The sequence below is a fragment of the Kitasatospora sp. NPDC127121 genome (genome assembly GCF_042677305.1).
Classification (GTDB): domain Bacteria; phylum Actinomycetota; class Actinomycetes; order Streptomycetales; family Streptomycetaceae; genus Kitasatospora.
Map to the genome: position 1 here is coordinate 1 of NZ_JBHXTQ010000077.1, position 23,540 is coordinate 23,540.

Annotated in this window: 21 protein-coding genes and 1 pseudogene; 11 read left to right on the top strand and 11 right to left on the bottom strand. The window is 71.7% G+C overall.

Translation table 11 applies throughout. The features are described from left to right. Positions 1 to 316 precede the first annotated feature (316 nt). Entirely contained in the window at positions 317 to 2,461 is a 2,145-nt protein-coding gene (locus ACFVHI_RS29505) for a restriction endonuclease (RefSeq protein ID WP_159398312.1), read from the bottom strand. Between the two features lie 136 nt (positions 2,462 to 2,597). Continuing rightward, complete coding sequence (locus ACFVHI_RS29510) at positions 2,598 to 3,269, bottom strand: maleylpyruvate isomerase N-terminal domain-containing protein (RefSeq protein WP_063346108.1); 672 nt, start codon at positions 3,267 to 3,269, stop codon at positions 2,598 to 2,600. Between the two features lie 90 nt (positions 3,270 to 3,359). Here ACFVHI_RS29510 and ACFVHI_RS29515 point away from each other — a divergent pair, with 90 nt between their 5' ends. Beyond that, positions 3,360 to 4,298 carry a DUF2797 domain-containing protein gene (locus ACFVHI_RS29515; protein WP_159398311.1) on the top strand — a complete coding sequence of 313 codons (939 nt, stop codon included), beginning with the start codon at positions 3,360 to 3,362 and terminating at the stop codon, positions 4,296 to 4,298. Between the two features lie 48 nt (positions 4,299 to 4,346). Here the strand turns inward: ACFVHI_RS29515 and ACFVHI_RS29520 are convergent, their stop codons facing one another. The 4 genes from ACFVHI_RS29520 to ACFVHI_RS29535 form a co-directional block, all read right to left on the bottom strand. Beyond that, a complete protein-coding gene (locus ACFVHI_RS29520; protein ID WP_063346106.1) occupies positions 4,347 to 4,649 on the bottom strand; it encodes a hypothetical protein in 303 nt (100 codons plus the stop codon). A gap of 339 nt (positions 4,650 to 4,988) precedes the next feature. Beyond that, complete coding sequence (locus ACFVHI_RS29525; RefSeq protein WP_063346105.1) at positions 4,989 to 5,726, bottom strand: succinate dehydrogenase/fumarate reductase iron-sulfur subunit; 738 nt, start codon at positions 5,724 to 5,726, stop codon at positions 4,989 to 4,991. Continuing rightward, complete coding sequence (locus ACFVHI_RS29530; protein WP_063346104.1) at positions 5,723 to 7,666, bottom strand: fumarate reductase/succinate dehydrogenase flavoprotein subunit; 1,944 nt, start codon at positions 7,664 to 7,666, stop codon at positions 5,723 to 5,725. The genes ACFVHI_RS29525 and ACFVHI_RS29530 overlap by 4 nt, the downstream gene beginning before the upstream one ends. After that, the gene (locus ACFVHI_RS29535) at positions 7,663 to 8,367 is read right to left on the bottom strand and encodes a succinate dehydrogenase cytochrome b subunit (RefSeq protein WP_063346103.1); all 705 of its coding nucleotides are present in this window, start codon (positions 8,365 to 8,367) and stop codon (positions 7,663 to 7,665) included. Before ACFVHI_RS29535 ends, ACFVHI_RS29530 begins: the two co-directional genes overlap by 4 nt. Before the next feature lie 96 nt (positions 8,368 to 8,463). Here ACFVHI_RS29535 and ACFVHI_RS29540 point away from each other — a divergent pair, with 96 nt between their 5' ends. The 3 genes from ACFVHI_RS29540 (at position 8,464) to ACFVHI_RS29550 (ending at position 10,891) form a co-directional block, all read left to right on the top strand. Next, complete coding sequence (locus ACFVHI_RS29540; RefSeq protein WP_063346102.1) at positions 8,464 to 9,384, top strand: LysR family transcriptional regulator; 921 nt, start codon at positions 8,464 to 8,466, stop codon at positions 9,382 to 9,384. A gap of 161 nt (positions 9,385 to 9,545) precedes the next feature. Continuing rightward, complete coding sequence (locus tag ACFVHI_RS29545) at positions 9,546 to 9,671, top strand: hypothetical protein (RefSeq protein WP_279634870.1); 126 nt, start codon at positions 9,546 to 9,548, stop codon at positions 9,669 to 9,671. A 389-nt stretch (positions 9,672 to 10,060) separates the two neighbouring features. Further along, on the top strand, positions 10,061 to 10,891 hold the full coding sequence (locus ACFVHI_RS29550) for a glycosyltransferase family 2 protein (RefSeq protein ID WP_063350861.1): 831 nt from the start codon (positions 10,061 to 10,063) through the stop codon (positions 10,889 to 10,891). 646 nt (positions 10,892 to 11,537) lie between these two features. Here the strand turns inward: ACFVHI_RS29550 and ACFVHI_RS29555 are convergent. Together ACFVHI_RS29555 and ACFVHI_RS29560 are read right to left on the bottom strand one after the other, a co-directional pair. Then, the gene (locus ACFVHI_RS29555) at positions 11,538 to 12,356 is read right to left on the bottom strand and encodes a class I SAM-dependent methyltransferase (RefSeq protein WP_063346101.1); all 819 of its coding nucleotides are present in this window, start codon (positions 12,354 to 12,356) and stop codon (positions 11,538 to 11,540) included. Beyond that, positions 12,353 to 13,666 carry a helix-turn-helix transcriptional regulator gene (locus ACFVHI_RS29560; protein WP_063346100.1) on the bottom strand — a complete coding sequence of 438 codons (1,314 nt, stop codon included), beginning with the start codon at positions 13,664 to 13,666 and terminating at the stop codon, positions 12,353 to 12,355. The genes ACFVHI_RS29555 and ACFVHI_RS29560 overlap by 4 nt, the downstream gene beginning before the upstream one ends. A gap of 203 nt (positions 13,667 to 13,869) precedes the next feature. On the opposite strand from ACFVHI_RS29560, the gene ACFVHI_RS29565 reads away from it, so the two are divergent. From ACFVHI_RS29565 to ACFVHI_RS29590, 6 genes and pseudogenes are all read left to right on the top strand, one after another. Further along, positions 13,870 to 14,364, top strand: a complete 495-nt coding sequence (locus ACFVHI_RS29565; protein ID WP_063346099.1) for an ATP-binding protein — start codon at positions 13,870 to 13,872, stop codon at positions 14,362 to 14,364. 180 nt (positions 14,365 to 14,544) lie between these two features. Further along, the gene (locus tag ACFVHI_RS29570; protein ID WP_167745844.1) at positions 14,545 to 14,685 is read left to right on the top strand and encodes a hypothetical protein; all 141 of its coding nucleotides are present in this window, start codon (positions 14,545 to 14,547) and stop codon (positions 14,683 to 14,685) included. A 13-nt stretch (positions 14,686 to 14,698) separates the two neighbouring features. Continuing rightward, positions 14,699 to 15,886: a cupin domain-containing protein gene (locus tag ACFVHI_RS29575; protein ID WP_063346098.1), complete on the top strand. Its 1,188-nt coding sequence runs from the start codon at positions 14,699 to 14,701 to the stop codon at positions 15,884 to 15,886. Then, positions 15,883 to 16,779 (top strand): aldo/keto reductase, encoded by an 897-nt coding sequence (locus tag ACFVHI_RS29580; protein WP_063346097.1) that lies wholly within the window; start codon positions 15,883 to 15,885, stop codon positions 16,777 to 16,779. The genes ACFVHI_RS29575 and ACFVHI_RS29580 overlap by 4 nt, the downstream gene beginning before the upstream one ends. Positions 16,780 to 16,999: 220 nt before the next feature. Further along, on the top strand, positions 17,000 to 17,596 hold the full coding sequence (locus tag ACFVHI_RS29585) for a hypothetical protein (RefSeq protein WP_244293254.1): 597 nt from the start codon (positions 17,000 to 17,002) through the stop codon (positions 17,594 to 17,596). A 101-nt stretch (positions 17,597 to 17,697) separates the two neighbouring features. Further along, positions 17,698 to 17,919: pseudogene (locus tag ACFVHI_RS29590) on the top strand (GNAT family N-acetyltransferase); the annotation flags it as partial. A 258-nt stretch (positions 17,920 to 18,177) separates the two neighbouring features. Here ACFVHI_RS29590 and ACFVHI_RS29595 read toward each other — a convergent pair. The 3 genes from ACFVHI_RS29595 to gcl all read right to left on the bottom strand — a co-directional run bounded on the left by ACFVHI_RS29595 (position 18,178) and on the right by gcl (position 21,144). Further along, on the bottom strand, positions 18,178 to 18,666 hold the full coding sequence (locus ACFVHI_RS29595) for a glutathione peroxidase (protein WP_063346095.1): 489 nt from the start codon (positions 18,664 to 18,666) through the stop codon (positions 18,178 to 18,180). 83 nt (positions 18,667 to 18,749) lie between these two features. After that, positions 18,750 to 19,214 (bottom strand): pyridoxamine 5'-phosphate oxidase family protein, encoded by a 465-nt coding sequence (locus ACFVHI_RS29600; protein WP_063346094.1) that lies wholly within the window; start codon positions 19,212 to 19,214, stop codon positions 18,750 to 18,752. A gap of 148 nt (positions 19,215 to 19,362) precedes the next feature. Further along, entirely contained in the window at positions 19,363 to 21,144 is a 1,782-nt protein-coding gene (gene gcl, locus ACFVHI_RS29605; protein ID WP_063346093.1) for a glyoxylate carboligase, read from the bottom strand. Positions 21,145 to 21,966: 822 nt separating this feature from the next. Here gcl and ACFVHI_RS29610 point away from each other — a divergent pair. After that, positions 21,967 to 23,451 (top strand): SulP family inorganic anion transporter, encoded by a 1,485-nt coding sequence (locus tag ACFVHI_RS29610; protein WP_063350860.1) that lies wholly within the window; start codon positions 21,967 to 21,969, stop codon positions 23,449 to 23,451. Positions 23,452 to 23,540: the final 89 nt, after the last annotated feature.

Here is a 23,540-nt window from a genome sequence, read left to right on the forward strand (position 1 = left end):
AAGTCGACGCTGACGTTGTCGAGGGCCACGACGCGGGTCTCCCCGTCCCCGTAGACCTTGTTGAGGCCGGTGGCGCGGGCGGCCGCCAGGCCGGTACGGACGGCGGTTGCGGGGGTCGTCACGGGGGTGCTCCTGAGGGCGGGAACGGACAATCGGGTTCCGTTCCATCCTCCCAATCCGTTCGAGCGCGATGCGTATGTCCCGAGGAGGGGCGACCCCCGCCGTCTCGGCGGCTCGGCGGGGGTCTTCTCATCCTCAGGTATGACACCGATCCCTGAGGACCATGGTCCCTGTGCTGCGGACGATGGTCCCCGTGCTACTCCACCGCGACGCCGAACGCGCCCGCCAGCCCGAGCAGACCGTTCGTCACCGAGCGGCCCGACGGGCTGAACTGCCAACCGCCGCCCGCACGCTGGAACGAACCCATGAGCATCGCGCTGTCCGGCACGCCGCCGGTGCCGGCCGCCCACTCCGCCGGACCGGCCGCGCCCGGACCGTACGTCGCCGCCAGGGCGACACCGTGCACGTAGCCGAGCGGCAGGGCCCGCGGCTCCTCCTCCTCGGTGGAGACGGCGACCACCACCTCGTCCACCGTGGCCGCCAGCCGCTCCAGGTCCAGGGTCAGCCGGACCGCCCGGGCCGGCTCGCCCGGCACCGAGTGGGTCGGGTGCAGCCGCACGGCGCCGTCCGGGTCCTGCGGGTTGTTGAAGAACACGAAGTGCTCGTCGCTCAGCACCCGCCCGGCGGCGCACAGGAACGCGGTGACGTCCAGCTCCACCGCGTCGCCGCCGGCCGTCCGGCTCTGCCAGCTGACCGTCAGGCTGCTGTGACGGTCCGTCGGCGCGGCCGCCGGTGCGGGCTTCTCCTGTTCCGCGGAGCCGCCGCCGAGCCGCCCCCGCAGCCCCTGCTCGGCCAGCAGCTCCACCAGCTCCGGCCCGCTGACCAGCGTCAGCGGCTTCCCCTCGATGTAGCTGTACGAGCCGCGGCCGAAGCCGGCGGTGGTCACCAGGATGCCCTTGTTGGCCCCGTGGTGCCGGACGGTCGACTCCAGGTCGCGCACGGCCGTCGGGGACACCGTCTTGCGGTAGCGCTTGGCCTGGATCACGATCTTGCCGCCGGTCACCGGGTCCAGGTCCTCGGCGACCACGTCCACCCCGACGTCGCCGCTGCGGGCCGTGGTCATCACCCGGAAGCCGCGCAGCCGGAACAGCTCGGCGATCAGCTCCTCGAACTCGATCGGGTCCATCTCGAACAGGTCCGGGTCGTCGTCGCCGCCGTGCCCGGCCAGGCTCCCGCCGACCGTCTCCGGCAGCCGGTCCGGCCGCACCTCGTCCAGCCGCTCCGGGCGCGCCGACAGCTTGCCGCCCAGGCCCTGGAAGCAGTCCACCGGCGCCACCCGGTCCAGCGCCAGCCCGGCGAACTCGGCCCGGGAGGCGGTCAGGGTGGCGAGGAAGCGCTCCGCCTCCCGGCCGGTCGCCGGGTCGATGCCGAGGACGAAGCCGTTCAGCACCACCGAGTCCAGCATCCCGTCCCGGTCCGCCCGGAACAGCTCCGCCGCCAGCCGCAGCGCCGACTGCGCCAGCACCTCCCGGTACAGCGCCTTGCGCTCCGTCGCCGGGCGGGCCACCTCCGCCTCGCGGTCGTCCGTCTTCACGTACCGGACCCGGCCGGCGGCCGGCACCACGTCCGGGCCGGGCAGCTCCCAGTTCACCACCAGCTGCCGGGTCGAGGCCTCCCAGGCCGCCACCAGGCGGTGCGGGAAGCCCTCCGGCCAGGCCGCCGAGGCGTACAGGCCGGCGGTGAAGTACTCCTGCACCGCCTCCGGCTCGCCCGCGCGCAGCCGCCGCAGCAACTCCTCGGTACGGGCGGCGCGGTCCTCGTCCTGGCGGCGGCACTGCGCCGCCCAGGCCAGGTACTCCTGGTGGTAGGCGGCCAGCCGGCGCTGCCGGTCGGCCTCCTGCGCCTGGGCGGCGTACCAGTCCTGCTCGAACCGGGCCCGGGCCTGCGCCAGGTACTGCTCGTACTGCCGCCGCACCCCCGGATTGCGCGCCTGCACCTGGTCCGGCGGCGGCACGTGGTACTTGGGGCCGCCCTGATCGGGCAGCTCCACCGGCCGGCCCAGCGGGCCCGGGTCGAACGGCGGCACCGGGCGCGGCGCCAGCAGCGCCTGCGGGCCGAACGCCGGAGCCGCCAGCCCGGCGGCCAGCAACCCGCGCAACTCCTCGACCCGGGCTTCCAGTTCGGCCGTCAGTCGGGCCGCCTCCGCCTCCCGGGACTGCTGGTAGGCCCGCTGTGCCTCCCGCTCGTTGCGGGCCGTCGCCCGCTGCTCATCTCGCTGCTCGCGCTCCAGCCGGCGCTGCTGCGCCGCCTCGGCACGCCAGCGGGCCTCCTCCCGGCGCTGCTGCTGTCGCTGCGCCTCCGCCCAGATCGCCAGCACTCCGTCGTTCCGCCGCCCCGCCACCGTCCACCCCTTCATTGCACGCCGGACCGGTCGCGCCGCACGCCTCCCGGCCGCGCCGCCAACCGCGCCCGCAACAATAGAACGTGAACACCCCACCGGGCCAAGCCCCGCGAGCAGCACGGCTGCACTGCACCGGTCAGTGCACCTGGGGCGCGTCCCCGGGTTGGGCGTGCCAGCGCCAGTCGGTGCGCAGCGGCCGGCCGGGCAGCGGGGCGCGGCCGGTGGCCCACAGGAGGGTCGGCCAGGGGGCGTCGGCGGCGGTGACGGGGACGTCGGGGAAGAGGCGGGCCAGGACGCGGCGGCAGAGGTCGGCCGGGGGGTCCCAGGGCAGGCCGAGGCCCTGGGCGACGTCGTGCAGGTGCACCAGCGTCTCGACCAGGCTCATCGCGACGAACCCGGCCGGGTCGGCGACACCCCACGGGTGGTAGGCGCGGACCTCGGGCGCGGCGGCGCGGGCGATCGCGACCATCAGCCCGCCGCTCGCCTCCAGCACCTCGACCAGCCCGTCGGGCCCGCTCGCGCGGTCGGCGCGGACGAAGTTGTTCGGCCCGCCGGGGAAGCGGCGCTCGGTGGCGAAGGGGACGTACCGCTCGCGCGGCGGGGCGGCCGGGCCGAGCTGGGCGGCGTAGGCGAGCAGGTCGTCGGCGAGGTGCTCGACGGTGGTCCAGCAGTCCCAGGTGACCGTCCCGGCGGGCCGGGACCAGTCGGCGTCCGCGGGCGCCGCGCGCAGGGTGGCGGCGGCGAGCCGGAGGACGAGCGCGAGGTCGTCGGCGGTGACGGGGGACTGGGCGGCGGGCTCGGGCGTCATGGTCGCGGAGGCTAGCAGGGGGCACTGTCAGGGGCCGCACTTGTCAGGGGCGGCGGGTACTCTGCACTGGTTCGAGAGGGAGGCATGCCCGTGACGATCGCACCGCAGCACCACCCGGACCGGCCCGCCGGCTGGGTCTCCACCGGGCTGAGCTGGCACGAGGGCCGCGCCCTGCTCGGCGCCGTGCGCGGCGGCCAGACGCACGAGCGGGCCGTCACGCCCGGCGCGGAGGTCGGCTGGCTGCTGGGCGGGCCGCGCCGCTGCACCGGCGCCTGGCTGGCCGGGGCGACGGAGCGCACCCCGTGCCCGCACCACGCGGTGATCGCGCCGGACGGCGCCGCCGTGCAGTGCCCGGCCTGCCAGAGCGTCGACCGGGGCCTGGCCCTCGCCCGGGACCAGATCCTCGACGACGGCCGGACGTACCTGCTCTACCTCGCCTGGTTCGGCGACGGCCTGCTGAAGATCGGCCTGACGGCCGAACAGCGCGGCGACAGCCGACTGCTCGAACAGGGCGCGCTGGCCTACGCGTTCACCGCCCGGGGCGGGCTGCCGGCCATCCGGCGCGCCGAACTCACCGTCGCCGCCTCCGGGTTGGCCCGCGAGCGGTTCAAGGCCAGGCTGAAGACCGAGCACTGGTGGGCGCACGGCGACGAGCCGTACCGCCGGGCCGTGCTGGCCGAGGCCCGGGCCCAGGCGCACCGCCTGCTGGCCGGCCACGCGCTGGAGCTGCTCGCCGAGCGCCCGGTGGTCGACCACGTGGCGCGGTTCGGGCTGTCCGACGGCGCACCGGAGGCGTACCGGCAGGTCGGCGGCCTGGCCGACGGGGCGGTGATCGCGGGCACCCTGCGGCCGCCGGTGGGCCGCCACCTGTTCCTGGACCAGGCCGACGGCTCGGGGCCGCTGCTGCTGGACACCCGGCTGCTCACCGGCTGGACGCTCGCGCCCGTCTCCGGCCGTCCGACGTCCGGGGTGGCCCTGGAGGAGCGGGTCCGCCCGCCGGAGCCGGACACCCAGGAGGCGCTCTTCTAAGGCGAATCCGGGCTGGGGTGGTTCCCCGCGAGCCCGGGGGCTGCGGGCTCAGCCCAGCCTGCTGCGCACCCCGCCCGGGCCGGAGCGGGCCCGGCGGGACAGCGGCGGCCGGGACGGGCGGACGTCGGCGCGCGCGGCGGGCTCGCCCTCGGCGGTGCGCCGGGCGAGTGCGGCCCGGGCGGCGGCCAGGGCCACGCGGGTGAGCAGCGGGTCCTCCTGGACGCCGGCGGACCGTTTGGCCGCCTGGCAGTGCGAGCACCAGATCGGAGAGGCGGGCCCGTCCGGGTACGCCATGCTCTCGGGCGGCAGGTAGTGTCCGCCGCACTCGACACACTCGAAGACCAGCCTCATCCGGCGATCACCGTCCCGGATCCGTGGCACCGACCGCAGGGCGACCAGAAGGTGTGGATCCTCGGCACCATGCTCCCTTCCTCGTCCCGTTCGACCGTGGCTTCGGTCTTCTGGGTCCCCCCGGACCCGCCGCAACCGGAACAGGACTGAACCTCGGGCATATGCCGTCCTTCCGTAGCGGAGGACCACGGTAGCGCGAATTCCCGGGCGCGGGCGCGGGACCTGACGATCCACCACCCCTCGGGGGAGCGTGCGAATGCCCCACACGCCCCGCTGCACGCCGTCGGCCCCGCACCCGGGGGCGCGGGGCCGGGGCACGGGGCCGGTCGAAGCGGTGCGTCAACCGCGCGCGGCCCGCAGGAACTCGCGGTTCATCGCGGCGATGCTGGGCAGCGGGATGCCCTTGGGGCAGGCGGTGGCGCACTCGCCGGTGTTGGTGCAGCCGCCGAAGCCCTCGGCGTCCATGGCCGTGACCATGTCCCGCACCCGGGAGGCGCGCTCCGGCGCGCCCTGGGGGAGCACGTTGAGGTGGACCACCTTGGCGGAGGTGAACAGCATCGCCGAGCCGTTCGGGCAGGCCGCCACGCAGGCGCCGCAGCCGATGCACTCGGCGTGTTCGAAGGCGGTGTCGGCGGCCTCCTTGGGGACGGGCGTGGCGTGCGCGTCGGGGGCGCTGCCGGTGGGGGCGGAGATGTAGCCGCCGGAGCCGATGATCCGGTCGAAGGCGGAGCGGTCCACCACCAGGTCCTTGACCACCGGGAAGGCCGCCGCCCGCCACGGCTCGACGTCGATGGTGTCGCCGTCCCGGAAGTGCCGCATGTGCAGCTGGCAGGTGGTGGTCCGCTCGGGGCCGTGGGCCTGGCCGTTGATGACCATGCCGCAGGCGCCGCAGATGCCCTCGCGGCAGTCGTGGTCGAAGGCCACGGGCTGGTCCCCGCTGGTGATCAGCTCCTCGTTGAGGCTGTCGAGCATCTCCAGGAAGGACATGTCGGGGCTGATGCCGCCGACCTGGTAGGTCGTCATCGACCCGGGGGCGTCCGGGCCCGCCTGGCGCCAGATGCGCAGGGTGAGGTTCATGCGTAGCTCCGCTGGGTGGGGTGGACGTACGCGAAGTCGAGGGCCTCGCGGTGGAGGACGGGGGCGGCGCCGGTGCCGGTGAACTCCCAGGCGGCGGCGTAGCCGTACTCCTCGTCGCGCCGGGCGGCCTCGCCGTCGGGCGTCTGGCTCTCGGTGCGGAAGTGGCCGCCGCAGGACTCGGCGCGGTGCAGGGCGTCCAGGCACATGAGTTCGGCGAGCTCGAAGTAGTCGACGAGCCGGTTGGCCTTCTCCAGCGACTGGTTGAGCTCCTGCCCGGTGCCGGGCACCTTGATCCGGCGCCAGAACTCCTCGCGCAGCTGCGGGATCCGCGCCAGGGCCCGGCGCAGTCCGGCCTCGTCGCGGGCCATCCCGCACTCGTCCCAGAGGAGTTCGCCGAGTTCGCGGTGGAAGGAGTCGGGGGTGCGGTCGCCGTCGACCGCGAGGATGAGGTTCAGCCGGTCCTCGACCTCGGCCTCGGCCTCGGTGACCGCCGGGTGGTCGGCGGGGACGGCGGGCAGCGGGTTGCGGGCCAGGTAGTCGTTCAGGGTGGGCGGCAGGACGAAGTAGCCGTCGGCGAGGCCCTGCATGAGCGCGCTGGCGCCGAGCCGGTTGGCGCCGTGGTCGGAGAAGTTGGCCTCCCCGACGGCGAACAGGCCGGGGACGGTGGTCTGCAGGTCGTAGTCGACCCAGAGTCCGCCCATCGTGTAGTGGATCGCGGGGTAGATCCGCATCGGCACCCGGTACGGGTCCTCGGCGGTGATCCGCTCGTACATGTCGAACAGGTTGCCGTACTTGGCGGCGACGGCGTCCCGGCCCAGCCGGCGGATGGCGTCGGCGAAGTCCAGGTAGACGCCCTGCCCGCCGGGGCCGACGCCGCGGCCCTCGTCGCAGACGTTCTTGGCGGCCCGGGAGGCGATGTCGCGCGGCACCAGGTTGCCGAAGGCCGGGTAGATCCGCTCCAGGTAGTAGTCCCGCTCGTCCTCGGGGATCTCGGCCGGCGGCCGGGTGTCGCCCTGCGCCTTGGGCACCCAGATCCGGCCGTCGTTGCGCAGCGACTCGCTCATCAGGGTGAGCTTGGACTGGTGGTCGCCGGAGCGCGGGATGCAGGTGGGGTGGATCTGGGTGAAGCACGGGTTGGCGAAGTGGGCGCCGCGCCGGTGGGCCCGCCAGATCGCGGTGGCGTTGGAGTTCTTGGCGTTGGTGGAGAGGTAGAAGACGTTGCCGTAGCCGCCGCTGGCGAGGACCACGGCGTCGGCGGTGTGGGTGCTGATCGCACCGGTGACCAGGTCGCGGGCGACGACGCCGCGCGCCCGGCCGTCGACGACCAGCAGGTCGAGCATCTCGGTGCGCGGGTGCATCTCCACGTTCCCGGCGGCGATCTGCCGGGACAGCGCCTGGTAGGCGCCGAGCAGCAGCTGCTGGCCGGTCTGGCCGCGCGCGTAGAAGGTGCGGGAGACCTGCACGCCGCCGAAGGAACGGGTGTCCAGCAGGCCGCCGTACTCGCGGGCGAACGGGACGCCCTGGGCGACGCACTGGTCGATGATCTCGACCGACACCTGGGCGAGCCGGTGCACGTTGGACTCGCGGGCGCGGAAGTCGCCGCCCTTGACGGTGTCGTAGAACAGCCGGCGGACCGAGTCGCCGTCGTTGCGGTAGTTCTTGGCCGCGTTGATGCCGCCCTGGGCGGCGATCGAGTGAGCCCGCCTCGGGGAGTCCTGGAAGCAGAACTGGACGACGTGGTAGCCCTGTTCGGCCAGGGTGGCGCCGGCCGCGCCGCCGGCCAGGCCGGTGCCGACCACGATCACGGTGTGCTTGCGCCGGTTGGCCGGGTTGACCAGCTTGGCCTCGAACCGCCGCTGGTCCCAGCGCTGTTCGATCGGCCCGGCGGGGGCCTTGGTGTCGGCGACGGGCTCGCCGACGGTGTAGTCCAGGTAGCTCATTTGACGACTCCGAACATCACGGCCACGGGGACGGACAGGAAGCCGACGGTCAGCGCGAGCGCCAGGCCGTTGGCGGTCAGCTTGAGCACCCGGTCCCGGCGGGCGTTGTTGGCACCGAGGGTCTGCGCGGCGCTCCAGAAGCCGTGCCGGATGTGCAGGCCGACGGCGAGCATCGCGACGATGTAGATCAGGCAGCTGTACCACTGGCCGAAGGAGGCCACGATGTTCTGGTACGGGCGGCCGTGCTCGGCGGCGGGGTTCACGGTGAGCGTGGTCAGGTCGAGGATGTGCCAGACGATGAACAGCGCCAGGATCACCCCGCCCCAGCGCATGGTCCGGGTCGCGTAGCTCGCCCGGCGACGCTTGTGGACGTACTTGCTCGGCCGGGCGGCGAGATCGCGGCGGCTGAGCTGGTAGGCCGAGACGCCGTGCAGCACGACGGCGGCCAGCAGGCCGAAGCGGGCGATCCACAGGAACCACTCGTGGCCCAGGAACGGCTGTCCGATGGTGCGCAGCCAGGCCGCGTAGCCGTTGATGTCGTCCGGGCCGGCGAACACCTTGAGGTTGCCCAGCATGTGCGCGACCAGGTAGAGCAGCATGGCCAGTCCGGTGACGGCCATGACCGCCTTCTTGCCGACGGTCGACCGCCAGAGCGTCGCCAGGGTGGACGGATGCCGGGCCGTCCGAGTCGCGGTTGTCATGGCTGCAACGGTAGGGACGGCCACCAGGGTGCGTCCAAGACATGCTGCGGCTCGTGACGATAGCTGTGGCCTATCGATGCGGCCTATCCTGGTCGGGTGCAGCTCCAGCAACTCCGCTACTTCCTGGCCGTCGCCGAGACCCGCCACTTCACCCGGGCCGCCGAGGCGGCACACGTCGCCCAGCCCTCGCTCTCCCAGCAGATCCGTTCGCTGGAAAGGGAGTTGGGCGCCGAGCTGTTCCACCGCACCCGGGGCAACATCGCCCTGACCGACGCCGGGGAGGCGCTGCTGCCACTCGCCCGGCGCATCCTCGCGGACACCGAGAGCGCCCGGCTGGCCGTCCAGGAGACGGTCCAGCTGCGCCGCGGCCGGGTCCGGCTCGGCGCGCCGCCGAGCCTGTGCACCAGCCTGGTGCCGGACGTGCTGCGGGTGTTCCGGGACCGCCACCCGGGGGTGGCACTGGCGGTCCGGGAAGGCGGCTCGCGCGACCTGGTCCGCTCGCTGGCGGCGGGGGAACTGGACCTCGCGCTGATCATCACCCCGCCGAGCGGGGAGGCCGCACCGGCGCTGGCCGTCACCGAACTGCTGCACGAGGAGCTGGTACTGGTCTCCGCCGAGCGGCAGACCCGGCGCAAGGCGCGGGTGGCGGAGCTGCGGGGGCGCCCGCTGGTGATGTTCCGGGAGGGCTACGACGTCCGGGAGGCGACCCTGGCGGCCTGCCGGGCGGCCGGCTTCGAGCCGGAGTTCGCGGTGGAGGGCGGCGAGATGGACGCCGTCCTCGGCTTCGTCCGGGCCGGACTCGGCCCCGCGGTCGTCCCCGGAATGGTCGCGGCCCGCTCGGGACTGTCCGTCACACCCTTCGCCGCCCCGGGCCTGGGCCGCACCATCGCCGTCGCACACGGCCACGAGGTGCCGCTGACCCGAGCCGCGGAGGCCCTGCGCACGACCCTGCTTGCGCACCTGCACCATGCTGCCGGTTCCGGTGAACTCCCGCCGGGGACGCGCCTGTTGCTGTGACGTGGACTTCTCGAAATTCTGATGTTCCATCAGGTCGCGAATGCTGTCGACTAGTCGGCATCGACAGGGCTCCCTCTGATCTGTCAAGGCTGATAGTTCGGTGACTGTCAGTCATGGCAGATCGGTGCGGGTCGACAACGTGTCGAACTGAAGGAGGAGACATGGCTGAGGACAGCAAGGACAAGACTCCGTCTGGCACGTACGCAGGCACTGAAATCACGGTCGACGGTGAGGAGCACGTCATTATCCAGGAGGACCAGGTCCCGGTAGGCACCGACGGCGAGTGATACGCCCTCGCCCACGCTTCGGTACGGGCTGATCTTCGCCCGTTCCGGAACGGGGTGCTGCGCAGCGATGAGAGGGGCCCTGTCGGTCGCCGACAGGGCCCCCTTCTGGTGCGTTTTCGCAGTTCGCAGACTGGTAGTACCAGGTGACGTCCGGTACCGACATGAGTGGCGAGTGTGGCAGGGTGGGCGGCGCGGCGGAGACCTCGGGCCGCATCCCGGCGATCCGGTTCAGTGTGGGCTGGTCCATGACCTGGTGGTCCGGCGGCATCCGCTTCTCGGCGAGTTCCCCGAGCGGCACGGCGCCCGAGCGGTGAGTTCGTCGGGTCATGTGTGCTTCCTCGAAGGGATGAGTTTCGGTGGGCGTCAAGCTGGGCGTGGCAGTCCTGACCATGGGCACGCGGCCGAAGGAACTGGCCGAGCTGCTGGCCTCGGTGGAGATGCAGACCGTGAGGCCGGCGCGGACGGTGGTGGTCGCCCAGGGCTGCCCGTTGCCGGAGCTGCCGGCGTGGGTGGAGGGCGTCGAGCTGGCCGAGAACCTCGGGGTGACCGGTGGCCGGAACGTGGCGCTGGAGCACCTGCGTGACGTGGACGTGGTGATCGACCTGGACGACGACGGCCTGCTCGTCGCCGACGACGTGTTCGCGAGGATCGAGGCGCTGTACGAGGCGGACCCCGGGCTGGGCATCGTGTCCTTCCGGATCGCCGACGAGACCGGGCTGACCCAGCGCCGCCACGTTCCCCGGCTGCGGGCCGGCGATCCGATGCGCGGTGGCGAGGTGACCAGCTTCCTCGGCGGCGGCCATGGTCTGTCGACGAAGATGCTGCGGCAGGTCGGGGACTGGCCGGACGCGTTCTTCTTCGCGCACGAGGAGACCGACATGGCCTGGCGGGCACTCGACGCGGACTGGCGGGTGCTGTACGCACCGGAGCTGCTGCTGCAGCACCCTCGGACCAGCCCGACCCGGCACGCGTTCTTCTACCGGGTGAACGCCCGCAACCGCGTGTACCTCGCGCGTCGCCACCTGCCCGCGCTGCTGGTGCCGGTCTACCTCGGCGTGTGGGTCGCGCTCACGGTCGCCCGCACCAGGAACGCCACCGGGTTGAAGGCCTGGTTCTCGGGCTTCGCCGAGGGGTGGCGCACACCGTGCGGTCGGCGCAAGCCGATGCGCTGGCGCACGGTGTGGACCATGACCCGACTCGGTCGGCCCCCGATCATCTAGGCCGCAGCCGCCTGACGCTTCCACTCCCCGGGGAACGACGGACCGGCCCCGGGCGGGTGCCCGGGGCCGGTCCGTCGGCGGGGGGATCAGGCCGGCAGGACGGCTTCGATCGCGGCGGTCAGCTCGGCTGACTCCGGCTCGACCCGGGGCCGCAGGTGGGCGACGACGGTGTCGGCTCTTCTTCTTGAATGGCGATGACAACGTGAAGGTTCGTCATGAAATGACCAATGCGAGTAGACGCCGTGTCGACCGGGAGAAGGGGGCATGGCCGAGGGGAGCAAGCTGGAGGTGAAGGCCGGGGACCGCCTTCTGTCTAGCAAGTACGCAGCAGGCCGACGCCATGTAACACATCGTCATAGGCCGACGCCACAGCGGCTGCGGTCAGCAGATCTGGACTGACTCACATTATCGAGCCAGTAGGCGGGGCCACTTGGAAGTCTCTGCGCCGAGATTGGAAAGATGGATGCGGGAACCGCGTGGATAGAGCTGCACAGCGGCAATCATCCTAATTTCATCCGAGACACAAAGAAGGCATATGAATGACTGCTCTTTCCGCCCTGGAGGAGGGCGGATGAGTCAGAGCAGTCATGATGGCGTGAGGAAATCACCTTGTCATTTTAGGCAGCGACCACCTCGCTTGGCCGTCTTACCGCCTGCAGGTCAGAATGCCACCGAGGCACGTGATCTTGAATGAGCCTTCTGTCTTGATGGCGGCGGCAGCGATCTCTGCTGCCCGACTGACCGTCTCGCGGAAAGGGACGCCGCATTGGTCAGCCCACGCTTCGTAGGAGGCGAGGTGGGAAACGATCGGCGCAGGATCGGTGATCTCGATGGCGCCAGGTAGTTCCCGCACCCGGATGTCCTTGAACGCTGTCCCGAGGTAGCCGGGGGCCTTCTCCAGGGAGAAGCGGGAGCTGAGGGAGACCCGCGCCGGGCCCTCGGGGATCCCGAGGATGTCGCCTGCGGCCCGGGCCCAGAGCCGGTCCAACTCCTGTTTATCGGTGTCGCTGTTGGTCGAGGCGATGAGCACACCGCCAGGTCGGAGGACGCGGGCCAGCTCCTTGATCGTGGCCTCGATATCGCTGACGTGGTACAGCATGTGCAGGGCCAACAAGGCGTCGGCGCTTTTGTCGGCGAAGGGCAGGAACTGGGCGTCGGCCACCAGAACCGGCTTCTCGACTTCGGCGAGGATGCCCGCCGAGATGTCCATCCCGATGACCTGAAGGTCCGGACGGTCCTTGTGCAGGCGACTGACGAACTTGCCGTTGCCGCAGCCGACGTCGAGGACGATCCCGCTTGTGTCGGCCAGCTCTTCGAGGACGATCCCGGGCAGGTCGTACTGCGGCTGCTGCCACCGGTAAATGGACTGGCGGGCGGCCAGATGGCGTCCGTCGGCGTAGGCGCTGTTCGCGAGGATGGACTTGTCGGCGATTGCGGCGTCCTGCTGTGCGGTGTTGCTCGTCACTGGGGCAGCTCCGGAGGATTCGTGAGTGCGGGTCGAGAGCAGGCTTCTCTGACATTCTCGCGGAGACTCAGGACGATCGGGGAGCCCGCGTAGGCGGGCTCGGCAAGACGAACGCTCAGCGCCCGAAGGCGGCTGGAGATGCTCGCTGTTCGCCGGTCCGGTGCGGCGTCCAGCACCACCAAGAGCTTCTCCTGCACGCCGTCGAGGTCGCCGTGGGCGAGGTGGGCGTTGGCGAGGTCAAGTCGGGCGGCCAGCAGGTCACCGGAGGACTGTTCCTGCCGCGGTGCAGACTCGTACAGGTCGATGGCCCTGGAGGACGCCTCGATGGCGCGGTTCACATGCGACCGGGCGCCCAGGGCAAGGAGCGCGGTGCCGGCGTAGGTCCACTGCTTGGCCTCGGGAAACGTGAATACACCGGGAAGATCCACGGCGGCTACGGCGCTCCGCGCCGCCTCGGCAGCTTCCACGGCTCGTAGCGCGCTCGCGCTGTCTCCGAGCGCGGCGGTGGCCCGTGCTTCGAGGCTGAGCAGACGAGCTGCGATCGTCCCACTGTCCGCGTACGGCAGTCCGGCTCTGGCCAGCTCGGCGGCCTGACGGTGGTCCTGCTGCCAGTAGGCGATCAGGGATTGGACGGAACGGATCCAGGCCCGAAGGCCGTTGTGGTCGGCTGACTCCGCGCAGCGCCAGGCCGTTCGCGAATGTGTAGCCGCAGCTGCGTACTGGCCGAGGTCGAGGGCGACATGAGTGGCCAGGCCGCAGAGGCGTCCGGCCTGCAGGTAAAGATGGCCTGTCTGATAAGGGTGTTGGCGACCTCGGAGTAAGTCGAACACTCCTCGCCGGAGGGTCCCGATGTCGTGGAAGAGCTCGGACACCGGTTTGCTCACATAGTCCCCTGCCAGCCGCGCGATGTCCGCGTCGATCTGTTCGAGCAGCGTGTCATCCACGTTGGAGGCGCTCGCGAAGCGAAGGAACAGCGCGGACTCTGCCGAGTCGGCTGCCACGGCCACAACGAAATCGATGTCGTGGTCCGTGCGCAGGTCAGGGACAGGAAGCGAGGCTTCGCCGACGCTGCTGGACTGTGGAACTGCTTCGGCGGCTGCAGGGGATACTGCCAGCAGGTCGGCCAACTGGTCGACCGAGAGTTCCAGGGCGCGGGCGAGCTTCGGCCGCATCCAGGGCTGTGGGGCACCCCTGCCGCTCTCCCATCGCCCCACGGTCGTACGGTCCACATCGAGGGCTTCAGCCAGGGATTCCTGGGTGTGGCCGACCGCCTCCCTGCGCTGGATCAGCCGGGACCTCCTGGATGCCATCGCGCGTCCTCCAGAGGTACGTCAGTTCGTCTGCAGCGATAACAGGCCAGGTCATGCCCGCATTTGCAGCACGGATGCCTCATTTCCGCTTCAATTCTGCTCTGGTTCACCGGTGTTGGAGGCGGTTCTGTAGATACCTGCCGGGTGAATCCCGGCGCGAATCGGCCCGCTGCCGACCTCGTCCCGGTGAAAGGTCCGCACTCATGTCCGTCACCACTCGCCAAGCGGTCACCCCTGCCCCGTTCGGCTTTCGCGTGCTGCCCAGTGCCGAGGCCGTGCCGGACGCACGGCGGCGGGTGATACGGGCCGTGCGTGGTTGGGGACTGCCGCTGGTCGAGGACGCGCTCCGCGATGTCGAGTTGCTGTCCAGCGAGCTGATCGCCAACGCCGTGTCCCACACTCACGCCCCGTGCGTCGTGTGCGTGTCCTGGGACGGTGAACGGCTGCGCGTCGAAGTGACGGATGTCGGCCACGAACTGCCGGCTATCGGCGGGATCGATCTCGATGCCACCGACGGGCGAGGGCTGTTCCTGGTGGCAGCGCTCGCGACGAACTGGGGCGCCGACCCGGACCCCGCCGGCAAGCGGATCTGGTTCGAAGTCGGCACCACCACTGCCGTCTCGGGCGACGAGCGACTCACCACGCTGGTGAGGGCCGCGGCCCCGAAGGCACGGGACGTCGTCCCGACCAGTGCCTGACAAGGCTTCCTCCGCCCCGACGCGGGCTTGGGGGGATGCAGGTGGCCGCGCTGGTCAACAGCCGTGCGGCACAAGCACCTGAGGGTCCTTGCCAGCGGCTTGTCCTGGCAACGGATCCATCGCTGCACCAACGACGGGGGCTGGGCAGCCACCCGCCCCGTGATCCTGAAGGAGTGCTTCATGCCCGAGAACCTGACGACCAGCACCGAGCCGGAGGGCGACGGTCTGCTGGTCGCCCGTACGAAGGTCGCCGCGGCCCGCTCGCGTGGCGAGCAGCCGTCGGACGGCGGCTCCACCGGCCGAACCGACACCAACGACTGACGGCTGTAGCACGATGACCGCCGAGCATTTCTCGGTGGTTGAGCGTCTGGGCGGGGATGACTTCCTCGCCCAGACGCTCGGCCGCAGCTTCAAGGTCGCACGCGGCGAATCCGCGTCGCTCGCCGGACTCATGAGTTGGGATGACCTCAACACCATCCTGACCCACCACCGGTTCGAACCGCCTCGCTTCCGCCTCGCCGCCAATGGGGAGCAGGTGCCCGCGCACACGTACTCCCGGCCGATCACCACCCGGCGGAGCACCGTCTGGTACCAGCTCCAGCCCTCCGAGCTGCACAAGAGGCTCGCCGAGGGTGCCACGCTGGTCCTGGATGCTGTCGAGGAACTTCACCCCGGCATCGGTGCTCTGGCCAGCCAGCTTGAGCGCCGGCTGCGAACCGGCGTGCAGGTCAACCTGTACGCCTCCTGGACCGGGATCGAGGGCTTCGGCGTCCACTGGGACGATCACGACGTGGTCGTCGTCCAGCTCGACGGCGCGAAGCGCTGGCGCATCTACGGTCCCACCCGCACGGTGCCGATGCACCGTGACGTCGAGACGCCCGAGCCGCCGCCCGAAGAGCCCGTCGCTGATCTGGTTCTCACCGCTGGCGATGTGCTCTATCTGCCTCGGGGCTGGTGGCACGCCGTCGCCGCCTCCGAGGGCCAGCACTCGCTGCACGTCACGTGCGGGCTGCAGAGCACGACGGGTGCCGACTTGATCACCTGGCTGTCGGAGATGTTGCGTGCCCACGAGACCGTCCGGGCGGACGTCCCGCGCTTCGGGGCCGCCGAGGAGCAGCGCGCCTTCCTCGACACAATCGGCAAGCTCATCGCGACCGAGCTGGAGAGCGACGACCTGATCGCCCGCTTCTCCTCCGCTCGCGACGCCACCGAGCGAGCCCGGCTCGTGCCGTCGCTGCCCCACATCATGGCGGCCCCGCCGGATGCCGACCTGCAGGTACGCCTGGTCACCACGCGGCCCGTGCTCAGGGCTCTGCCCGACGACACCGTCCGGTTGACCGCTGGCGGCGAGGAGTGGACGTTTGCCGCCAGGGCCGAGCCGATGCTCGCGCTCCTCGCCGATGGGGAACCTCACCGGCTGGCCGATCTCGCGCAGGCCGCGGGCGTTGCTCTCGGACAGGCGGCCGGTGTCGTGACGGAGCTGGTCGACGGCCAGGCCGCCGCGATCGGAGGCCTACGATGACCGCCCGGCTGGGCCTCGGCACCTACCGTTGCCTCGATGTGGCCGAGGCAGCGTTGATGGCCGCCTCCCGAGGTACCGACTGGGTGGACACGGCGCCCAACTACGCAGGCGGCCGGGCGGAGGCGTCGCTCGCAGTGGCTCTGGCTGCCTACCCGAATCTGTGCGTCTCCACGAAGGTGGGCTTCGTCCCGGCCGGCACCAGGCACATCGGGGTACGAGCCGGTGCCCTGTCCGCGGCGGACGCCCAGCGCGGGTACTGCCTCACCCCGGACTACATCGCCTGGCAGCTCACGCGCTCCAAGCTCATGCTCAGCCGGGTACCCGACCTGGTGTTCGTCCACAACCCCGAGCACGCCTGCCCGGACGGCGAGATCACCGGCCGGCTCTACAACGCCGTCCTGGCTCTGGAGGAGGCGTGCAGCCAACAGATCATCAGCGCCTATGGTGTGGCGACCTGGCGCGGCTTCAGCAGTGGCCTCTTCGACGTACCCACGCTGATCGAACTCGCGATCAAGGCCGGCGGGCCGAATCATCACCTGTGCGCCATCCAGCTCCCGGTCTCCCTCGTCCACCTCGCGCCCATCGCTCAGGCTCTCGACGGACACGGCCCGTTGGCCGATGCCCTGGATGCGGGACTGGAGGTGTTCGCCTCCGCCCCGCTCCACGGCGGGGAGATCCCGGGCCTGGCCACTCCTGAACTGTCCGAGCTGATCGCCCCGGGCAAGACCAGTGCCGAGAGCGCCCTTGCCGTCGTTGCTTCAGCCCCAGGGGTGAAGCGTGTACTCCTGTCGACGGGGAACCCGGAACACTGGACGGGGGCCGTCGAAGCTGTCGGCCGACCGCCGTTGTCTCCGGACGTACTCCGAAGGGTCGTTGATGTACTCGGAACCTGAGCCGGACACCGCCAGGCGGATGCGTGAGATGCACGCCGTAGCAGCAACCGTTTTCAACGCGAGGCCGATCGGCTCCCGCGAAGCGTGGGGCTGGCGTGGACGTACCCTCAGCCGCCCGGTTGCCACGGCGTCCGGCGAGGGCTGGCTCCGCCTGGTGTCGGCCCCTGCCGACAAGGCCGGCGGAAAGCTCTGGGAGGGGCCGCAGGAGGCGGAACGGCGCATGCCTCCTGCGGTACCCAGGCCACGCCTGCGGGAGCGGCGTACCTGGACCGAGGGCGAGCACGGCTACCTGGCGGAGCTGTACGACAAGATCACCGCCTCCACCATCGCCACCCACGAGCCGATCCTCCGGGAAACACCTGACCTGGACCACACCTGGTGGGACGGGCTCAGCACCGCCCTCGACGCCATCGCCGCCGTCCCCAGCGACCGGGTGGCGGTCCGGCAGGAATACCTGGACCGCGCCATGCCCCAGTACTTGGGCATCCCGATCGACACCAGGGTGCCTGCCTGGACGACGGCCCACGGTGACCTGCACTGGGCCAACCTCACGGGCCCGACCCTCACCGTCCTCGACTGGGAAGGCTGGGGCGTCGCGCCTGCCGGGTACGACGCGGCACTGTTGTACTCGTACAGCGTCCTGGTGCCGGACACCGCCGCCCAGGTCCGTCACCGACTCGCCCACATCCTCGACACGCCAGCCGGGCAGTTTGCCGAACTTGTCGTCATCACTGAACTGCTGCAGACCATTACCCGAGGCGACAACCTCGACCTGGAGGAGCCCCTGCGAAGGCGGCTCTCCGCGATCACCAGATGACTGTCCATCGACCCCCCGGTCGAGGGCGGCGCGTTGGGCAGCCCTTGGGATATCCAACGCGCCAATGTGCTCCGCCCCAAGGGGCGAGGACCGGGGTAAGGATGACGGCGAAGGACGGCCCGAGGACCGAGTACGGCCTTGCTGTCACCCACCTCGGTGAGCATCGGCTGATCGGCTACGCCCGATTGGCCACCGAGCCGCAGCAGGCCGCCACCATCGGCTTCGCCCTCCATCCCGCCGAGTGGGGCAAGGGCCTCGGCACGGCGACCGTCCATCTGCTGTGCGCGCTCGGCTTCGACGTCCTGGGACTGCACCGTATTTGGGCAGCCCGATCCCCGCTCAACGAGGCCTCCGCACGCACCCTACTGCGAGCGGGCATGACTGAGGACGGGCGGATCCGCGATCACGTCTTCGTCCACGGCGCCTGGCGTGACTCGATCACCTACTCGATCCTGGAGCACGAGTGGACACCGATGGAGGGCTGGGGTCAGCAGCGCCAGTGGGTGATGCCGGCCGGGCCGGGAACGGAACGACGGACCGGCCCCGGGCGGGTGCCCGGGGCCGGTCCGTCGGCGGGGGGATCAGGCCGGCAGGACGGCTTCGATCGCGGCGGTCAGCTCGGCCGACTCCGGCTCGATGCGCGGCCGCAGGCGGGCGGCCACGGTGCCGTCGGGGGAGACCAGGAACTTCTCGAAGTTCCAGCTGACGTCACCGGTTTCGCCCTCGGCGTCGGCGACCTGGGTCAGCTGCCGGTACAGCGGGTGCCGGTCGTCGCCGTTGACGTCGATCTTCTCGAACAGCGGGAAGGTGACGCCGTAGGTGGTGGAGCAGAAGGTCTGGATCTCCTCGGCGCTGCCCGGCTCCTGCCCGGCGAACTGGTTGCAGGGGAAGCCCAGCACGGTGAACCCGCGCGCGGCGTACCGCTGCTGGAGCTTCTCCAGGCCGGTGTACTGCGGGGTCAGGCCGCACTTGGAGGCGACGTTGACGATCAGCAGGGCCTTGCCCTTGTACTCGGCCAGGGAGGTGGGCTCGCCGGTGAGGGTGCGCAGCGGGATGTCGTACAGGCTCACGGGGGTGGTCCTTTCGGCAGGTGTGTGGAACGGAGTCTCGCCGAGCCACCGTAGTGGCCGTGACCACCTGGACCGGGCCCGACCTACCGGTCTTCCGGCAGATCGGCCCCGAAGGCGGAGAAGTCGGCGCTCGACCAGTGCTCGGGGCGCATCCGGAGCGTGATGTCGGCGGCCAACTGTTCCCGGGCGGAGGCGAGGTAGTCGCGCGCGGCCTCGGGCGGCAGGTAGCGGTTCGCGAGGGCGGCCCACTCGTCCGGGTCGAGCCGGTCCTCGATCGCCACCACCGGGCCCTCGACGCTCACGTACGCGGCCGGGTGCTGCTCGTGCTGGGCACAGAGGGTGAACCGCCCGGCGGCCCGGATCCGTCGGGCTTTGACGGAGTCGCGGCCGGTGATGACGGTGAGCAGGCCGCCCGGGACGTAGGAGTACCAGACCGGTACGGCCAGCGGTCCCCGGTCCGGTCCGGTGCCGGAGTCGACGGCCAGCACGCCGACGTGCGGTGCGGCGAGGAACCGCTCGCGCTCGGCCCTGTCCATGGTGAAGGGCATGGTGTCTCTCCCGGGGTTCCGGGCCCGTGCGCGGCGGTCGCGGCTGGGCGGTCGCGTGCGGGCGTCACCCGGTTGGTACCCGGTGGGTTCGTGGGCCACTCGGGGCGGGGCGCAGCACGGCGCCCGCCCCGAGTGGCCCACGGCGGGCTCAGAGCGCCAGCGGCTTGACGGCGGTCGGCGCGTGCTCGGGGAGGGTGGCGATCTCCTCCCACTCGTTGACCTTGTCGATGTCGGCGGCGGCCATCGAGATGTTGGTGACCCGCTCCAGGATCGCCTCGACGACGACCGGGACGCGGAACTCGGCGGCGAGCTTCTTGGCCTCCTCGAAGGCCGGCAGCAGGCCCTCGGGCTCGGTGACCCGGATCGCCTTGCAGCCCAGGCCCTCGGCGACCCGGACGTGGTCCACGCCGTAGACGCCCAGCTCCGGCGCGTTGATGTTCTCGAACTCCAGCTTGACCTGGAAGTCGATGTCGAAGGTGCGCTGCGCCTGGCGGATCAGGCCCAGGTACGCGTTGTTCACGAGCACGTGGACGTACGGGATGCGGTGCTGGGCGCCGACGGCCAGCTCCTCGACCATGAACTGGAAGTCGTAGTCGCCGGAGAGCGCGACGACCTGGCCCTCGGGGTCGGCGGTGGCGACGCCGAGCGCGGCCGGGATGGTCCAGCCGAGCGGGCCGGCCTGGCCGCAGTTGATCCAGTGCCGCGGCCGGTAGACGTGCAGCAGCTGCGCGCCGGCGATCTGGGAGAGGCCGATGGTGGTGACGTAGCGGGTGTCCGGGCCGAACGCCTTGTTCATCTCCTCGTAGACGCGCTGCGGCTTGAGCGGCACGTCGTCGAAGTGGGTGCGGCGCTGGAGCCGGGCCTTGCGGTCCTGGGTGGCGGCGGCCCACGCGCTGCGGTCCTTGAGCCGTCCGGCGGCCTTGAGCTCCTGGGCGACCTGGAGGAAGAGCTCCAGTGCGGCCTTGGCGTCGGAGGCGATGCCGAGGGCGGGGGCGAAGATCCTGCCGATCTGGGTGGGTTCGACGTCGACGTGGACGAAGGTGCGGCCCGCGGTGTAGACGTCCAGGCCGCCGGTGTGGCGGTTGGCCCAGCGGTTGCCGATGCCCAGGACGAAGTCGGAGGCGAGGAAGTTCTCGTTCCCGTAGCGGTGCGAGGTCTGCAGGCCGACCATGCCGGCGTTCAGCTCGTGGTCGTCGGGGACGATGCCCCAGCCCATCAGGGTCGGGACCACGGGGACGCCGGTCAGCTCGGCGAACTCCCGCAGCAGTTCGGCGGCGTCGGCGTTGATGACGCCGCCGCCGGCGACGATCAGCGGGCGCTCGGACGCCTGGAGCAGCGCGAGGGCCTTCTCGATCTGGATCCGGTTGGCGGCCGGCTTGTAGACGGGGAGCGGCTGGTAGGCCTCGGGGTCGAAGTCGATCTCGGTCAGCTGGACGTCGATCGGCAGGTCGATCAGGACCGGGCCCGGACGGCCGGAGCGCATCAGGTGGAAGGCCTGCTGGAACACGCCGGGGACCTGTGCGGCCTCCAGCACGGTGGTGGCGGCCTTGGTGACGGGCTTGGCGATCGAGGCGATGTCGACGGCCTGGAAGTCCTCCTTGTGCAGGCGGGCGACGGGGGCCTGGCCGGTGATGCACAGGATCGGGACGGAGTCGGCGATCGCCGAGTACAGGCCGGTGATCATGTCGGTGCCGGCCGGGCCCGAGGTGCCGATGCAGACGCCGATGTTGCCGGCCTTGGCGCGGGTGTAGCCCTCGGCCATGTGGGAGGCGCCCTCGACGTGCCGGGCCAGCGTGTGCCTGATCCCGCCGGAGGCCTTGAGCGCGGCGTAGAAGGGGTTGATGGCTGCGCCCGGCACGCCGAACGCGACCTCAACGCCTTCGAGCTTGAGGATCTCCACGGCCGCGCGGGCGGCTGTCATACGAGGCATCGGGTCTCTCCTGCGTCGGCCCGCAGTGGGTCGGAGGGCTCATCTCCAGAATTCCACCATACGGAAGAACGGTTTCTGTATGTGGAAATACGGTACGGCTGGGCTCGGCGGGGCGTCAAGGGGAGGTTCAACAGAATGTGGAAGCCGGCCCAGGGGGTGAAACCGCAGGTCGCTGCGGCCGTCCGGGGGAGGGGAGGCGGAGCCGGGTTCGTACAAGTGGGCGCCGATCGTGCTGGTGTACCCGGGGAACCGGCCGTTCCGCGGCGGAAAGCGCGGCCGGTGTGCAGTGCGGGTGAAGGGACGGTGCCCGAGGTCGGCCCACCCCGCACCCCTGGGTACCGTCGGTGGCACGCCGGGCCCGTGATGTCCAACTGAGGCCGCGGCAAGGGGGATTCGGGACGGTCCGGGAGCGGGGGAGCTCCGGCGGCCGGTCCCGTCCAGGACCAGCGTGCCCGGTCCGCCGCACCCGAGCGAGGGACGCACCCCCTGGCCGCACCGACCCGACACCCGCCGCCGCCGTCCGGTCCGCCCGGACCTGCGGCCGTACCGCTGTCGCCCCCGTGTGGTCCACCTCCCTTGCCTCTCCTCGCCTCCCCCGCGACCTGCTCACCGCCCCGCGACCTGCTCACCCCCCGCGACTTCCTCACCCCCTGTGACGGCGCGCCCGCAGCGGCGGGCGCGCGAAAGGAACGCCGCCATGCGCTGTCTCCCTGCCCGCCCCCCGGTGGTGACCGGGTGAGCCGAACGCCCCGCCGCCGCAAGGCCCCGCCGGGCCACCCCGGCAAGGCCGCCCCGCCGGGCCGCCGCCGGCCCCCGCTCGCCGTGCTGCGCGCCGTCCCCTGGCGCTACGACCTGCCCGCCTCGCTGGTGGTGTTCCTGGTCGCCCTGCCGCTGTGCGTCGGGGTGGCGGTCGCCTCCGGCGTCCCCGCCGAGCTGGGTCTGGTCACCGGCATCGTCGGCGGCTTGGTCGTCGGCGTCCTGCCCGGCAGCAGCCTCCAGGTCAGCGGCCCGGCCGCCGGGCTGACCGTCCTGGTCTACGAGGCCGTCCAGCGCTTCGGCGTCACCGCCCTCGGCCTGCTCGTCCTCGGCACCGGGCTGCTCCAGATCGTGATGGGAGCGCTCCGGCTCGGCCGCTGGTTCCGGGCGATGTCCGCCTCGGTGGTGCACGGCATGCTGGCCGGCATCGGGCTGACCCTGCTGTTCGGCCAGCTGTACGCGCTCGCCGACCGTCGCGCCCCGGCCACCGGACCGGAGAAGATCGCCGGACTGCCCGACCTGCTGGCGGACGTGGTCACCGGCGTGGCCAACCCGAGCGCGGTCGCCCTGGGCCTGGCCACCCTGTTCGTGCTGGTCGGCTGGAAGTACCTGCCCGGGCGCGTCGCCCGCGGCGTCCCCGCGCCGCTGGCCGCGGTCGGGTTGGCCGCCGCCGTCACGGCCGCCGCCGACCTGCCGGTGGCGAGGGTCCGGGTGTCCGGCCTGCTCGACGTCGTCCACCTGCCCGACCGTGCCGCGCTCGGCGCGGTGGCGGGCACCGCCGGCCTCGGTACGGTCGTCGCCTTCACCCTGATCGCCTCCGCCGAGACGCTGTTCAGCGCCGCCGCCGTCGACCGGATGCACCACGGCCGGCGCACCGACTACGACCGCGAGCTGACCTCCCAGGGCATCGGCAACACCGTCTGCGGGCTGCTCGGTGCCCTTCCGATGACTGCGGTGATCGTCCGCAGCGCGGCCAACGTCCAGGCGGGGGCGCGGACCAAGGCCTCGCGCACCCTGCACGGGCTCTGGCTGCTGCTGTTCACCGCGCTGCTGCCCGGCATGCTCGGGCTCGTCCCGCTCACCGCGCTGGCCGCCGTCCTGGTCCACGCCGGCGCCAAGCTCGTCCCGCTGCGGCGGATCGCCGCGCTCTGCCGCGGCCACCGGGGCGAGGCGCTGGTGCTCGCGGTGACCGCGGGCGCCATCATCGCCACCGACCTGTTCGAGGGTGTGCTGATCGGCATCGGCCTGGCCGTGGCCAAGTCCGCCTGGCAGACCTCGCACCTGCAGATCGGCCTGGAGGAACTGGTCCTGCCGTCCGGTGAGGCCCTGCAGCGCGTCCGGCTCAGCGGCAACGCGACCTTCCTGCGGCTGCCCCGGCTGCTGGACGCCCTGGAACGGCTGCCGGCCGACCGGCCGGTGGAACTCGACTGGTCCGGGCTGCGCCACCTGGACCACGCCTGCACGGTGGCCCTCACCGCGTGGGCCGCCCAGCACCGGGCCCGCTCCACCGCTCCGCTCGCGGTCGAACCGCCGCTGCCGACCGTGGTGTGAGGACGGGCGGACGCGGCCCGGGCCACGACCGGGGCCGTCGACGGACTGACCCCGCACAGTCAGTCCGTCGTGCCGTCCGTCGAGCTGTC